Raw genomic sequence first — 13,113 nt, forward strand, 5'->3', positions numbered from 1 at the left:
CATTTGTTAATGTGACGCCCGAATCCACCAACCCAACCGCAGACGAGAGGAATAACGATGGGTCACCATTTCGAAATCTACAAAGACAAGGCAGGCGAGTATCGCGTGCGCTTCAAGTACAATTCGGAAGTGATGTTCTCGACCGAAGGCTACAGCTCGAAGGATAGCGCGAAGAACGCCATCGCCTCGATCCAGAAGAACGGACCCGGCGCGGAAACCGTCGACAATACGTAATTCTAAGTCCCGCCAGCGGCGATCGCTTCGGCGGCGTCGCTGGCGAGGGCATCCACCCGATCGTTTTCCGGGTGGCCCGAATGACCCTTCACCCAGTGCCATTCGACCTTGTGACGGGCTGTAAGCTCGATCAAATCATGCCACAGGTCGGCATTCATGACCGGCTTCTTGCTCGCATTGACCCAGCCGCGCTTCTTCCAGCCGTGCACCCATTTGGTGATCCCGTCGATCAGGTACTTGCTGTCGGTGTAGATATCGACTTCGCACGGCTCGATCAGGGCTGACAATCCGCGGATCGCCGCCGTCATCTCCATGCGGTTGTTGGTCGTCTTGGCCTCGGCGCCGGACATTTCCTTTTCGTGAGGCCCCATGCGCAGCAATGCGCCCCAGCCACCCGGCCCGGGATTGCCCTTGCATGCTCCGTCGGTGAACAGTTCGACCCGCTTCATGCCAGCCGCCCTAGCGCCTATGCCGCCTTATTCAAACGCTTCACGGCCCGCATCGTCGTAAAATTGCCAGCGCCGGACGAACTCCATGGGATCCTTGCGCAGGACCTGCGCATCGGGTGGCGTGTCGAGCCAGTCCTCCGCGCGGCTGGCAATGAACCGCAGGCAGGCACCCCTGGCCAGCAGGGGGAGGGCATCGCGTTCTGTCTTCTCGAGGCTGCGTATCGATTCGTAGCCAGCGACCAGCGCATGCCCGAGCGCGGCGTCATAGGTGCCTTCGGGGAAGCACCACGCAGCATGGGTCACCGCAAGGTCGTAGGCCATCGCGTCGTTGCAGGCGAAATAGAAGTCGATCATGCCCGACACCTCGCCGCCGAGCATCAGGACATTGTCGGGAAACAGGTCGGAGTGAATAATCGAGCCGGGCAGGTCCTGCGGCCAATGTGCGACAAGATCGCTCGCCAGGGGCAGGATCGCAGGCAGTTCCGGATCGATCGTCGCCAGCTTTTCCGCGCCGCATTTTTCGAGGATCGCAAGTGTGTCGGCAGGCGCGAGATCGTTGGTCCGATTCCCGTCGAAGTCCTTTGCTGCGAGATGGACCCGCGCGATCGCCGCTCCTGCGGAACGGGCCTGCTCGGCGGTCGGAACGCTCGGTGAAACGCCGGGCAGGAATTCGATAAGCGCGACCGCCTTGCCGTCGACATGCCGGAATGCCGCGCCGCTGCGGTCATGGATCGTCGCAGGGACGGCGCATCCTTTCGCCGCGAGATGGTCGAGCAGGCCGAGGAAAAAGGGAAGCTGCGCCGTATCGATGCGACGCTCGTACATGGTCAGGATGAACCGGCCCTTCGTCGTCTCGACCAGCCAGTTGGAATTGGAGACACCCTCGGCAATGCCCTTGGCGGATATGAGTTCGCCAAGGGCATATTCGCCGATGAGGCGCGCAAGCGCCTCGGCACCGAGATGGGTGTAGACCGCCACCTAGTCGGTAAGCTGGCGCGGCAATTTGAAGACCATGTTCTCTTCGGCCGCAGCGATGGGTTCTTCTTGGACCAGGCGCCATTCCGACAGGCGGTCGACGACTTCGCGTACCAGCTTTTCCGGGGCGGAAGCGCCCGCAGTGAGACCCATTGTCCCGACGCCCTCGAGCCATTCGGGTTCGATCTCGTCGGCGCGCTGGATCAGCCGTGCATCGGTACCCAGCCGCTCAGCGACTTCAACGAGGCGCAGCGAGTTCGAGGAATTCGGCGCACCGATCACGAGGACGAGATCGCACTTGGGCGCGATGATCTTGACCGCGGCCTGACGGTTGCTGGTGGCGTAACAAATGTCTTCGGCCTTGGGCGCGACGATCTGCGGATAGCGTGCTTCCAGCGCCTCGATGATATCGGCCGTGTCATCGACCGAGAGCGTCGTCTGGGTGAGATAGGAAAGGTCGTCTTCCTGCGAGAAGGGCAGGGTCGCGACGTCTTCTACCGTTTCCACCAGGGTGATCCGGCCTTCGGGGACCTGGCCCATGGTGCCGATCACTTCCGGATGGCCTTCGTGCCCGATGAAGAGGATGTGCTGACCCTTTTCGATCTGCCGTTCCGCCTGGCGGTGAACCTTGCTCACCAGCGGGCAGGTGGCATCGACATAAAGCAGCTTGCGGCGGTCGGCCTCTGCCGGGACCGATTTGGGCACACCGTGCGCGGAAAAGACCACCGGCACGTCGTCGGGTACTTCGTCCAGTTCCTCGACGAAGATCGCGCCCTTGGCCTTCAGGCTGTCCACCACATAGCGGTTGTGGACGATTTCGTGGCGCACGTAGACCGGTGCACCATATTTCTCGAGCGCGCGTTCGACGATTTCGATCGCGCGGTCGACGCCGGCGCAAAAGCCCCGCGGAGCCGCGATCAGCAGCTGCAGTGGCACCCGCGGATCGGAGGTGGAGGGATTCTGTGTCGTGGACGGAAAGGGGGCGTTCATGCTCGCCCCTCTAGCGCTTTGCATCGCGCCAAGCTAGGGCACGCGTCGCCCCGAAGGGCAGTTGAATACGAACACATGAGGAATGTCGCCGACATGACCAATCGCTTTCGCCTCCTTACTGCCCTTGGAATGGGTCTCGCACTGGCCGGTTGCAAGACCGATGGCGAGCTCGTGGTGCAGGGCAATGCGGTTGGTATTACGGCGGTGCGTACTGCCTGTCCGGCAGTCGGCATTCCCGACTATACCGGCGATGTCACGCTGTTCCGCGGCGCAACGGAGACACTGGCAGACCTCGATGTGACCGCGGCGATGACCAACCTCACCTCGACCTGCAACGAGGAAGGCGAGCGCGTCTATTCGGAAGCCAGCTTCGATGTGGTCGCGCGCCGCACCGATGTTCGCGGTTCCCGCACGGTACAGCTCCCCTATTTCACCACTGTTCTTCGCGGTGGTAGCGCAGTCGTGACCAAGCGCGTCGGCACCGTCACCCTGACCTTCGCCGATGGCCAGGAACGCGCGCAGGCGAGCGGCAAGGCCGGAGCTTTCGTCAACCGCGCGCAAGCAACGCTCCCTGCCGATGTGGTCGAGCGTATCACCCGCAAGCGCAAGCCCGGGGATCCCGATGCCGCGCTCGATCCGCTGGCCGATCCCGAAGTCCGCGCCGCCGTCCAGCGTGCGACCTTCGAACTGCTCGTCGGCTTCCAGCTGACCGAGGACCAGCTGCGCTACAACGCCACCCGCTAATCGGGCTTTGATGCTCTGACACCTTGCCATTTTGCGCCATTCGTCTAGGCGCGCGGGCATGGCTGACATCCAGACTCTTCACGCCGGTTTTGCGGCGAAAATCGACGCGGTTCTCAATGCCCTCGAGATGGAAGGCCACCTTCCTCCCGAGACCAACCGTTCGGGCGTAACCGTAGAGCCGCCGCGCGATCCCTCGCATGGCGACCTTGCGACCAATGCCGCGATGGTCCTCGCCAAGCAGGCGAAGACCAATCCGCGCAGCCTCGCCGAACTGATCGTCGAGCACCTGAAGCGCGAGCCCGATATCACCGAGGCGAGCATTGCAGGCCCCGGCTTTATCAACCTCCGCTTGTCGGACACGGCGTGGGTGCGCGAACTTGAAGCGATCGCCGCGCTTGGCGACGATTACGGTCGTTCCGAACTGGGCGGCGGGCAGACGGTCAATGTCGAATATGTTTCGGCCAATCCGACCGGCCCGATGCACATGGGCCATTGCCGCGGCGCGGTGGTCGGCGATGCGCTGGCCGGCTTGCTCGAATTTTCGGGCCACAAGGTCACGCGCGAATACTACGTCAACGATGCGGGCGGCCAGGTGGACGTTCTCGCCCGTTCCGCACACCTTCGTTACCGCGAAGCACTCGGTGAAGAGATAGAAATCCCCGAGGGCCTTTATCCGGGCGAATATCTGAAGCCGGTGGGCGAACGCCTCGCGCAGGAATTCGGCCCGGCCTACAAGGACGCGCCCGAGAGCGATTGGCTCGAGCTGTTCCGCGAACGCTCGGTCGCCGCGATGATGGACATGATCCGCGAAGACCTCTCGCTGCTCGGCATCCATCACGACCTTTTTTCTTCCGAAGCCAAGCTTCAGGCTGCCGGCAAGCCCGAAGAGGCCGAGGCGTGGCTGCGCGAACATGGCTTCGTCTACGATGGCGTGCTAGAAGCGCCCAAGGGCAAGGCCCCGCCCGAAGACTGGGAGCCGGTCGAACTGCCGCTGTTCCGCTCGACCGAATTCGGCGATGACCAGGATCGCCCAATCAAGAAATCGAACGGCGCCTGGACCTATTTCGGCGCCGACCTCGCCTATCACTTCCAGAAGGCCGAAAGCGCCGATGCGCTGATCGACATCTGGGGCGCTGACCACGCCGGTACGGTCAAGCGGATCAAGGCCGCCGTCGCCGCGCTCACCAAGGGCGCTGGCCGCGACGTGCCGTTCGACGTGAAGCTGGTGCAGATGGTCAATCTGATGCGCGACGGCGAGCCGGTGAAGATGTCCAAGCGCGCGGGCACTTTCGTCACGCTCGCCGACGTGGTGAAGGAAGTGGGCAAGGACGTCGTCCGCTTTACCATGCTGACCCGCAAGCCCGAAGCGCAGATGGAATTCGACTTCGCCAAGGTGGTGGAAGCTTCGAAGGACAATCCGGTCTTCTACCTCCAATATGCCCATGCGCGAATTCGTTCGACACTGCGCAAGGCGGGTGTCGAACCGAGCGATGCACATCTCGATCGCCTCGGTGCGGACGAACTGGCGCTCGTTCGCGAAGCGGCGCAATTCCCGCGTGTGGTCGAAGCTGCTGCAAAGGCCCGTGAACCGCACCGCATTGCCTTTTTCCTCGGCGATCTCGCCGCCGCCTTCCACAGCTTCTGGAATGCGGGTAATGATGATCCGGCAAAGCGGATTATCCAGGAAGGCGACGCCGAGCTTACCGCCGCAAGGCTGTTCGTCGCGGCACAGGTCGGCCAGGTGATCCGCAACGGTCTCGGCATATTGGGTGTTGAGGCGGTCGAGGAGATGTAACGCATGGCGCATTCGCCCTACGAGACGAGCGACAACTGGGACGAGGCCGAGGATCTCGAACTGATCGAGTCCGAAGATCGCCTGCCCTGGCTCGAGGCGGATGAAGAGGACGACGAGGGCGGCGGTTTCGCTACCTCGCGACTGCTCATGCTCGGCGGGCTTTCGCTCCTGCTGGTCGGCGCGCTGGTTGCTGGTGCATGGTTCCTGCTGGGATCGAACAGCGGCGAGCCGATCGCAGACGGCAGCCTGATCGAAGCGCCCGACGAACCCTACAAAACCAAGCCCGAGGATGCGGGCGGCAAGACGTTCCCCGGCACCGGCGACACCAGCTATGCCGTTGGAGAGGGACAAACGCGCGAAGGCAAGCTGGCCGACACGCCCCCCGCACCCGAACCGGCACCCGAAACCGAAGTGGCAGGACCTTCGCTCGCGAGCACGCTCAACGAAGGTCCGCGCCCTGCTGCGCCGAGCGGCGTTGCCGTGCAGGTTGGCGCATTCCCGACGCGAACTGCGGCCAACGAGGCATGGGGTCGCCTGATGCGCCAGACCGAGGCGCTCAACGGCGTGCGTCACCGCGTGGTCGAGGCCCAGGTCGATATCGGCACTGTCTATCGTCTCCAGGCGATGCCCGGTGATCGCACGGCGGCAAAGGCGTTGTGTGACCGTCTCAAGAGCGACGGATTGGCCTGTTTCGTCAAATAAGGGCGCCTGGCGGACTCGGACTGCCTTAATTTCCACACCTGCCGACTCCGCCGAGCTTGGCATTGCGCGCGAAAAGCAGCAGTTTCCCTCTATGACGCCCGCCATTTTCGGCATTTCCGGCCTTGCACTCACGGCCGACGAACGCGCCTTCTTCAAGGAGGCCGATCCCGCGGGCTACATCCTGTTCGGACGCAATTGCGAAACGCGCGACCAGATGCGCGCGCTGACCGATGATTTGCGCTCGATTCACGGGCGCGATCAGCTGATTGTCTCGATCGACCAGGAAGGTGGCCGCGTGTCGCGGATGAAGCCGCCCGAATGGCCGAAATATCCGGCTGGCGAGGCCTTCGCCAAGCTCTACGAAATTGCCCCTGCCTCCGCGATCGAGGCGGCGCGGATCAATGCCGAGGCGATGGCCCATGAACTGGCCCTCGTCGGCGTCAGCGTGGACTATCATGCGCCGTTCGATGTCAGGCGGCCCGAGACCGACGATGTGATCGGTGACAGGGCACTCGGTAGCGAGCCGATGCAGGTGGCGGCGCTGGGCCGTGCGGTGCTCGACGGGATGGCGCGCGGCGGCGTGGTCGGTTGCCTCAAGCACATGCCGGGGCATGGACGCGCCACGGTAGACAGCCACAAGGAACTGCCCCGCGTCAGCGCGAGCGAGGAGGAGCTCGAAGTCGATATCGAACCCTTCCGCACCTTGTCCTCGCACCCGCTCGGCATGAGCGCGCACCTCGTCTTCGACGCTTGGGATGCGGACAATCCGGCGACGCTTTCGAGGACCGTCATCGAGAATGTCATCCGCGGCAAGATCGGCTTCGACGGCCTGCTGCTGACCGACGATATCGACATGCAGGCGCTCGAGGGCACGATTCCCGATCGCGGCGCGAAGGCGCTTGCGGCGGGTTGCGACATCATTTTGAATTGCTGGGCGAAAATGGACGACCAGCAGGAAATCGCGAACCGCTTTCCGACGATGTCCGAGGCGACGACTGCCCGGCTCGAGCGGGTCCATGCTGCCATGGGCGCGACGGCCCAGGATTGCGATCCTGCAGAGCTCCTCGCCAAGCGCGACGCGCTGCTCGCGATTGCGGAGGAAGCGGCATGACCGAAGGGATGCTGTTTGCCGACACGCCCCAGCAGGGCAGCGAAGACTGGGACGGCATCGCCGCCGAAGCGACGGCGGACACGGATGCCCTCTACCTGGAGCTCGATGGCTGGGAAGGGCCGCTCGACCTCCTGCTCGACCTCGCGCGGCGCCAGAAGGTCGACCTGCGCGAGATTTCGATCCTCGCGCTGGTTGAACAATATCTCGAATATATCGAGCAGGCCGAGGCGCTGAAGCTGGAACTGGCCGCCGATTACCTCGTGATGGCGGCGTGGCTCGCCTATCTGAAATCGGCCATGCTCCTGCCCAAGGAAGAGCAGGAAGATCCCAGCCCCGAAGAGCTCGCACTCAAGCTGCAACTGCGCCTCCAGCGGCTCGGCGCGATGCGTGAGGCCGCTGGCCGCCTCATGGGCGGGGACCGGATCGGGCGCGACGTGTTCCTGCGCGGATCGCCCGAAGGCCTCGCCATCGTCCGCAAGACGCAGTGGGAATGCGACCAGTTCGCCCTGATCGAGGCCTACGGCCGAGTGAAGGCTCGCACTGCGCCGGCGGTCCACATGGTCCGCGAACGACCGGTCATGACGCTCGAATCAGCGCTCGATCGCGTATCGAACATGCTCGGCGTGACGCTGGAGTGGATGGAATTGCGCGATTTCCTGCCGCCGCATGCCGAACCGCGCCTGCGCAAGTCGGCGCTCGCCTCCAGCTTCGTCGCTGCGCTCGAACTGGCGCGCATGGGCAAGGCGGAGATTGCGCAGGAAGAAGTCTTCGGACCGATGCGACTGAGGCGGGTCGCGTGACCGAACTGGAACGCGCCGTAGAAGCCGCGCTCTTCGCAGCGGAAGAACCGATGAGCGTGGACGCGCTCGCAGGCTTTCTTGGCGACGCGGAGAAAGCGGAAGTGCGCGAGGCGCTGAAAACGCTCGCCGAAACCTATGAAAAGCGCGGCGTGCATCTCGTCGAGCGGGGCAAGCGCTGGCATTTCGAGACTGCGCCTGATCTCGCACACCTGCTGCGCAAGGAGCGCGAACAGGTCCGCCGCCTGAGCCGTGCGGCCACCGAAGTCCTTGCGATCATCGCCTATCACGAACCGGTCAGCCGCGCGGAAATCGAATCGATCCGCGGCGTGCAGACAAGCGGCGGGACGCTCGACGTCCTCATGGAAGCGGGCTGGGTGAAGATCGCCGGACGGCGCGAGGTGCCGGGGCGCCCAACCATCTATGCGACGACGCCGGAATTCCTCGACCACTTCGGCCTCACAAGCCGCCGCGACCTGCCGGGAATCGCGGAATTGCGCGCCACAGGCCTGCTCGATCCGGTCGAAGACGCCTATGAGGACCTGATGGGCACGGACGATACGCAAGAGGCATCAAAGGACGATCTTGAGGCCGACGAAGCCTCCGATGCGGCCTGACTGGCTTTCGCGCTGCCACGTCCCTATATTGTATCCAACAGCTCACGCTTAAAAGGTATTCACAATGTCGCTCGGCCCCTGGCAGCTCATCATTATCGCCCTCGTGATCCTCGTCCTGTTCGGTCGTGGTCGCATTTCCGAAATGATGGGTGATTTCGGTAAGGGAATCAAAAGCTTCAAGAAGGGCATGAACGAGGAAGACTCCGAGCCCGCGAAGCAGATCTCGCACGATGCGAAGCCTGCGGGCGAAGGCCTGACGGAAGATCAGGTCAAGACCACGTCCGACCCGAAGTAAGCCCGACAGAGAGCCGCTGATCCATGTTCGACATCGGCGCGGCCGAATTGCTGGTGATCGTCATTGTGGCGATCCTCGTGATCGGCCCCAAGGACATGCCAAAAGCCATGCGTACCGCCGGTCGCTGGATCGGCAAGCTGCGCCGGATGTCCTCGCATTTCCGTTCCGGCCTCGATGAAATGGTCCGCCAGGCCGAGATCGAGGACATGGAAGAGAAGTGGTCGCAGAAGAACAAGGAAATCATGGCGAAATACCCGACCGGTAACGAACCGGACGGGGGCGCGCCGGAAAACCTCCTGCCGCCCGAGATGGAGCCTCTTGCTTCTGCCGGCGAAACCGCGGATCCCGATGCCGCCGCCGAGGCCGCGATAAAGCGGGCCGCGCCGAAAAAGGCCCCCGAACACGGCGGCGAGAAGTCCGCCGACGAACCGGGGCTGCCCTTCGGTAATCCGGAAAAGGACGGCTGACATGGCGTTCGAGGTCAAGGACATCGACGAGACGCAGGCGCCGCTGCTCGACCACCTGATCGAATTGCGCACGCGGCTGGTGCGCTGCGTTGCCGCGCTGGTGCTGGCCTTCGGCGTCTGCCTCTATTTCGCCGACCAGATCCTCGGCTTCCTGATCCAGCCGCTCAAGAAGGCCTTTCCCGAGGGGCAGGGCCAGCTGATCTTCACCAAGCTCTACGAGGTGTTCTTCGTCGAGCTGAAAGTGGCGCTGTTCGCGGGCTTCTGTATCTCGTTTCCCTATATCGCGAACCAGCTCTGGGCCTTCGTTGCCCCCGGCCTTTATGCGAAGGAAAAGAAGGCGTTCCTGCCTTTCCTTTTTGCCACACCCTTCCTGTTTCTCGCCGGCGCGAGCCTTGCCTATTACATCGTCATGCCGACCGCCTTCGAGTGGTTCCTCGGCTTCGAGGGGTCTGCAGGCGGCGTCGAAATCCAGGCGCTGCCGACGGCGAACGAGTATCTCGGCCTCGTCATGCAGTTCATCCTCGCTTTCGGGATGAGCTTCCTGCTGCCGGTGCTGCTCCTGCTGTTGCACCGCGCGGGTATCGTGACGCGCGACCAGCTGGTGGGTGCGCGCCGCTACGTGATCGTGCTCGTCGTCGCGCTGGCAGCGATCATCACGCCGCCCGACCCGGGCTCGCAGCTCCTGCTGGCCGTGCCACTGCTCCTGTTGTTCGAAGGCTCGCTGATACTCATGCGCATCTTCGACAAGCGCAGCGCCAAGGAGGCGCCCGCCGAAAGGGACGAGCCCGAAGTAGATCAGTCGGCGTCGTAGACTTTCTGTCCGCCCACCCAGGTTTCGAGCACCTTCGTGCCGCGGATTTCCTCAGGCGTTGCCAGTAGCGGATCGACATCGACGAGGACGAAGTCGGCCCGTTCTCCGGGCAGCAGCCTGCCGAAACGCCCTTCCGCGAAACCTGCATAGGCGGCGTCGGCGGTAAAGCCCGAAAGTGCCTGTTCGCGAGTGACCCGTTCGGTTGCCCGCCAGCCGCCAAAGGGCTCGCCTGCCGCATTGCTGCGGGTGATGGCTGCCGCAAAACCAGCGAAGGGATCGGGCGATTCCACGGGAGTGTCGGAGCCGAACGCGAGACGTCCGCCCATTTCGAGGATCGTGTTCCACGCATAGGCGCCTTCCAGGCGATCTTCGCCAAGCCGGGCTTCGGCCATGAACATGTCGCTGGTCTGGTGGACCGGTTGCATGCTTGAGATAATGCCGTGCTCTGCGAGCTTGGGCAGGTCTGCCGGGTCGACGATCTGGACATGCTCGATCCGCCAGCGGCGATCGCCGTCGAAGCTTTCCGCGATCTCGCCGATCGCGGCGAGGGCCTCGGCATTGGCCGCGGTGCCGATCGCGTGGACAGCGGGCTGGAACCCGCCCTGTGCGGCGCGCACGAGTACGTTGCGCAGCTGTGCCGGTGCCATGAGCGGCAGGCCGTTGTTGTGCGGATCGTCCGAATAGGGCTGCTTGAGCCAGGCCCCGCGGCTGCCCAGGGCGCCGTCGAGATAGAGCTTCACCCCGTTCATCCGCAGCTTGTCGTCATAGAGCCACAGCGAGGGACGTGCGCCCGAGATCAATGTCATCTGGTCGGGCCCGGCAGCATAGGACATGATGCGCAGGGTGAGCGAGCCGTTGTCGCCAGCCCGGCGGAAGGCCTGCCAGTCCTCAATCGTCGTGCCCATGTCGGCCACGGCAGTGATGCCGAAGCTGTGCAGGACCTTCTGCGCTTCGATGAAGGCGAGGTCGCGTTCGATCGGGCGCGGGGCAGGGACGGCCGCGTTCATCAGCTGCTCTGCCGCGTCGACGAAAATGCCCGAGGGAGTTTTCCCATCGGCCAGCTTCTCGATCCGCCCGCCGCTCGGCGACTTCGTATCGGCGGTGATGCCGGCTGCGCGCATGGCGAGGCTGTTGGCCCAGCCTGCATGGCCGTCGACGCGGGCGAGGTAGACCGGACGGTCGGACACGGCGCTGTCGAGTTCCTCTGCCGTCGGGAAGCGACCGAGGCCCCATTTCTCCTGGTTCCAGCCGCGACCGAGGATCCACGGGCGGGCCTCGTTCTCGGCGGCGAAGGTGCGGATCTTGTCGAGCGCTTCCTCGAGCGAATTGGTGTCCGACAGATCGAGCGTCAGCGCGCCGAAGCCGACACCCATGACATGGGCATGGGCATCGATGATCCCGGGAATCATGACGCGGCCTTCGCCGTCCTCGCGATAATCGGTGCGGGGCCGTTCCTGACCGCGCTCGATGACCTGCGCGATCTTGCCGTCGTCATCGATCACCAGCGCTTCGAAGCGTTTGACCTTGCCGTCTGCATCCATCGTGATGCCGGTGACATTGTCGATGAGGACATCGGCATGGGCGGGCATGGCAATGGCGCTGGCGAGGAATGCGGCGGCGAACTTGAGTTTCATCTGGTGACCCCTGACTATCGGTTGGGGCAAGCGATAAGGCATAGCTTGGGCTGAGCAAACCCTTTCGGCGATTGCGAAGGGGGCGCGTGCGGCCTAGGGCCGGGAACATGACCGAAGCAGCATCCCTTCGCGCCGAGCAGAGCGCGACCGACCTTTTGACACTCGACGATGTGCGCACGGCTGCGCGGCGCATCGAAGGCGCAGTGGTCAAGACGCCGATGATGCACTCGATCACGCTTTCGGAGATTACCGGCGCCGACATCTGGCTCAAGTTCGAGAACCTGCAGTTCACTGCCGCCTACAAGGAACGCGGCGCGCTCAATGCCCTGCTCCAGCTGACCGAGGAGCAGCGCAACAAGGGCGTGATCGCCGCATCGGCCGGCAACCATTCGCAGGGCCTGTCCTATCATGGCCGCCGCCTTGGCGTGCCGGTCACCATCGTCATGCCCTCGACCACGCCAAGCGTGAAGGTCATGCAGACCGAAAGCGTCGGCGGTAATGTCGTGCTTCACGGCGAGACCTTCGACGAAGCCTATGCCTATGCACGCGAGCTCGAGGCCGAGCGCGGGCTCACCTTCGTCCATCCTTTCGACGATCCGCAGGTTGCCGCAGGGCAGGGGACGGTCGCGCTCGAAATGCTCGAGCTCAAGGACGATTTCGACTGCCTCGTCGTACCGATAGGTGGCGGCGGGTTGATGAGCGGCATGGCGACCGTCGCCAAGGCGCTCAAGCCCGACATCGAGATGGTCGGCGTGCAGGCTGCCCTCTACCCCTCGATGTATTCGGCCATCACCGGCGAGGACCTTCCATGCGGCGGGGATTCGCTGGCCGAAGGCATCGCGGTGAAGGAACCGGGCGCATTCACGCGGCAGATCATCGGCCAGCTCGTCGATGAAATCCTGCTGGTCGAAGAACCCAGGCTTGAGCGCGCGGTTTCGCTGCTGCTCCAAATCGAGAAGACCGTGGTCGAGGGGGCCGGTGCTGCCGGGCTGGCCGCGGTCCTTTCCTATCCCGAAAAGTTCGCAGGCAAGACCGTGGGCCTCGTGCTTTGCGGCGGCAATATCGATACGCGCCTTTTGGCAAATGTCCTCGTGCGCGACCTCGCCCGTTCGGGCCGCCTGGCGCGCTTGCGCATCACTCTGCAGGATCGCCCCGGCGCGCTCTACAAGGTCATGCGCGAATTCAACGAGCACAACGTCAACATCATCGAAATCTACCATCAGCGCATCTTCACCACGCTTCCGGCGAAGGGCCTGATCACCGAAATCGAGTGCGAAGCGCGCGACGGTGCGCAGATCGACAGGCTCGTCAAGGCGATGGAAGCCAAGGGTTACAGCGTCGAGCTGGCCGAGCTCGCTTGAGGAATCTTAACCGCTAAGCCCCTGCAAAACGGGCGACTCGTCAGGGTCGCCCGTTTTTCGTGGTTAATGGTCTTTAAACGCAGGGACAGGTCATGCATAAAGGAGTTGTTAACGAATTGAGCTTCGTAGCA

15 protein-coding genes are annotated in these 13,113 nt (G+C 63.5%); 11 read left to right on the top strand and 4 right to left on the bottom strand.

Annotation, left to right across the window (positions count from 1 at the left end; all coding sequences use genetic code 11):
• Window positions 1-57: 57 nt before the first annotated feature.
• Entirely contained in the window at window positions 58-234 is a 177-nt protein-coding gene (locus tag K3136_RS12000) for a YegP family protein (protein WP_221430538.1), read from the top strand.
• Between the two features lie 2 nt (window positions 235-236).
• On the opposite strand, the gene rnhA is transcribed toward K3136_RS12000, so the two are convergent.
• Genes rnhA through ispH form a run of 3 tightly spaced genes read right to left on the bottom strand, consistent with a single transcriptional unit; the run spans window position 237 to window position 2,648 of the window.
• Complete coding sequence (gene rnhA / locus K3136_RS12005) at window positions 237-683, bottom strand: ribonuclease HI (protein WP_221430539.1); 447 nt, start codon at window positions 681-683, stop codon at window positions 237-239.
• 27 nt (window positions 684-710) lie between these two features.
• Entirely contained in the window at window positions 711-1,661 is a 951-nt protein-coding gene (thrB, locus tag K3136_RS12010) for a homoserine kinase (protein ID WP_221430540.1), read from the bottom strand.
• Window positions 1,662-2,648 (bottom strand): 4-hydroxy-3-methylbut-2-enyl diphosphate reductase, encoded by a 987-nt coding sequence (gene ispH / locus K3136_RS12015; protein WP_221430541.1) that lies wholly within the window; start codon window positions 2,646-2,648, stop codon window positions 1,662-1,664. It abuts the gene before it with no gap.
• 93 nt (window positions 2,649-2,741) lie between these two features.
• Here ispH and K3136_RS12020 point away from each other — a divergent pair, with 93 nt between their 5' ends.
• From K3136_RS12020 to tatC, 9 genes are all read left to right on the top strand, one after another.
• Window positions 2,742-3,392: a hypothetical protein gene (locus tag K3136_RS12020; RefSeq protein ID WP_221430542.1), complete on the top strand. Its 651-nt coding sequence runs from the start codon at window positions 2,742-2,744 to the stop codon at window positions 3,390-3,392.
• 58 nt (window positions 3,393-3,450) lie between these two features.
• Window positions 3,451-5,187 (top strand): arginine--tRNA ligase, encoded by a 1,737-nt coding sequence (gene argS, locus K3136_RS12025; protein WP_221430543.1) that lies wholly within the window; start codon window positions 3,451-3,453, stop codon window positions 5,185-5,187.
• 3 nt (window positions 5,188-5,190) lie between these two features.
• Window positions 5,191-5,889 carry an SPOR domain-containing protein gene (locus tag K3136_RS12030; RefSeq protein ID WP_221430544.1) on the top strand — a complete coding sequence of 233 codons (699 nt, stop codon included), beginning with the start codon at window positions 5,191-5,193 and terminating at the stop codon, window positions 5,887-5,889.
• A gap of 91 nt (window positions 5,890-5,980) precedes the next feature.
• Window positions 5,981-7,000, top strand: a complete 1,020-nt coding sequence (gene nagZ / locus K3136_RS12035; RefSeq protein ID WP_221430545.1) for a beta-N-acetylhexosaminidase — start codon at window positions 5,981-5,983, stop codon at window positions 6,998-7,000.
• Entirely contained in the window at window positions 6,997-7,800 is an 804-nt protein-coding gene (locus tag K3136_RS12040; RefSeq protein ID WP_221430546.1) for a segregation and condensation protein A, read from the top strand. The genes nagZ and K3136_RS12040 overlap by 4 nt, the downstream gene beginning before the upstream one ends.
• 50 nt (window positions 7,801-7,850) lie before the next feature.
• Window positions 7,851-8,414 carry an SMC-Scp complex subunit ScpB gene (gene scpB, locus K3136_RS12045; protein ID WP_247711487.1) on the top strand — a complete coding sequence of 188 codons (564 nt, stop codon included), beginning with the start codon at window positions 7,851-7,853 and terminating at the stop codon, window positions 8,412-8,414.
• Window positions 8,415-8,478: 64 nt separating this feature from the next.
• Complete coding sequence (tatA, locus tag K3136_RS12050; RefSeq protein ID WP_221430548.1) at window positions 8,479-8,709, top strand: twin-arginine translocase TatA/TatE family subunit; 231 nt, start codon at window positions 8,479-8,481, stop codon at window positions 8,707-8,709.
• A gap of 23 nt (window positions 8,710-8,732) precedes the next feature.
• Window positions 8,733-9,176: a Sec-independent protein translocase protein TatB gene (gene tatB, locus K3136_RS12055; RefSeq protein ID WP_221430549.1), complete on the top strand. Its 444-nt coding sequence runs from the start codon at window positions 8,733-8,735 to the stop codon at window positions 9,174-9,176.
• Between the two features lies 1 nt (window position 9,177).
• Window positions 9,178-9,987, top strand: coding sequence for a twin-arginine translocase subunit TatC (gene tatC / locus K3136_RS12060; protein WP_221430550.1), 810 nt, complete (start codon window positions 9,178-9,180; stop codon window positions 9,985-9,987).
• Here tatC and K3136_RS12065 read toward each other — a convergent pair.
• The gene (locus K3136_RS12065) at window positions 9,972-11,621 is read right to left on the bottom strand and encodes an amidohydrolase (protein ID WP_221430551.1); all 1,650 of its coding nucleotides are present in this window, start codon (window positions 11,619-11,621) and stop codon (window positions 9,972-9,974) included. The genes tatC and K3136_RS12065 overlap by 16 nt on opposite strands.
• Before the next feature lie 107 nt (window positions 11,622-11,728).
• On the opposite strand from K3136_RS12065, the gene K3136_RS12070 reads away from it, so the two are divergent.
• Window positions 11,729-12,982: a threonine ammonia-lyase gene (locus tag K3136_RS12070; RefSeq protein ID WP_221430552.1), complete on the top strand. Its 1,254-nt coding sequence runs from the start codon at window positions 11,729-11,731 to the stop codon at window positions 12,980-12,982.
• Window positions 12,983-13,113 lie beyond the last annotated feature (131 nt).

It is taken from the genome of Qipengyuania gelatinilytica, assembly GCF_019711315.1.
Lineage (GTDB): Bacteria > Pseudomonadota > Alphaproteobacteria > Sphingomonadales > Sphingomonadaceae > Qipengyuania > Qipengyuania gelatinilytica.

Coding starts and splice junctions, on each gene's coding strand:
- K3136_RS12000 (WP_221430538.1), top strand. CDS start 58: ATGGGTCACCATTTCGAAATCTACAAAGACAAGGCAGGCGAGTATCGC.
- rnhA (WP_221430539.1), bottom strand. CDS start 683: ATGAAGCGGGTCGAACTGTTCACCGACGGAGCATGCAAGGGCAATCCC.
- ispH (WP_221430541.1), bottom strand. CDS start 2,648: ATGAACGCCCCCTTTCCGTCCACGACACAGAATCCCTCCACCTCCGAT.
- K3136_RS12020 (WP_221430542.1), top strand. CDS start 2,742: ATGACCAATCGCTTTCGCCTCCTTACTGCCCTTGGAATGGGTCTCGCA.
- argS (WP_221430543.1), top strand. CDS start 3,451: ATGGCTGACATCCAGACTCTTCACGCCGGTTTTGCGGCGAAAATCGAC.
- K3136_RS12030 (WP_221430544.1), top strand. CDS start 5,191: ATGGCGCATTCGCCCTACGAGACGAGCGACAACTGGGACGAGGCCGAG.
- nagZ (WP_221430545.1), top strand. CDS start 5,981: ATGACGCCCGCCATTTTCGGCATTTCCGGCCTTGCACTCACGGCCGAC.
- K3136_RS12040 (WP_221430546.1), top strand. CDS start 6,997: ATGACCGAAGGGATGCTGTTTGCCGACACGCCCCAGCAGGGCAGCGAA.
- scpB (WP_247711487.1), top strand. CDS start 7,851: ATGAGCGTGGACGCGCTCGCAGGCTTTCTTGGCGACGCGGAGAAAGCG.
- tatA (WP_221430548.1), top strand. CDS start 8,479: ATGTCGCTCGGCCCCTGGCAGCTCATCATTATCGCCCTCGTGATCCTC.
- tatB (WP_221430549.1), top strand. CDS start 8,733: ATGTTCGACATCGGCGCGGCCGAATTGCTGGTGATCGTCATTGTGGCG.
- tatC (WP_221430550.1), top strand. CDS start 9,178: ATGGCGTTCGAGGTCAAGGACATCGACGAGACGCAGGCGCCGCTGCTC.
- K3136_RS12065 (WP_221430551.1), bottom strand. CDS start 11,621: ATGAAACTCAAGTTCGCCGCCGCATTCCTCGCCAGCGCCATTGCCATG.
- K3136_RS12070 (WP_221430552.1), top strand. CDS start 11,729: ATGACCGAAGCAGCATCCCTTCGCGCCGAGCAGAGCGCGACCGACCTT.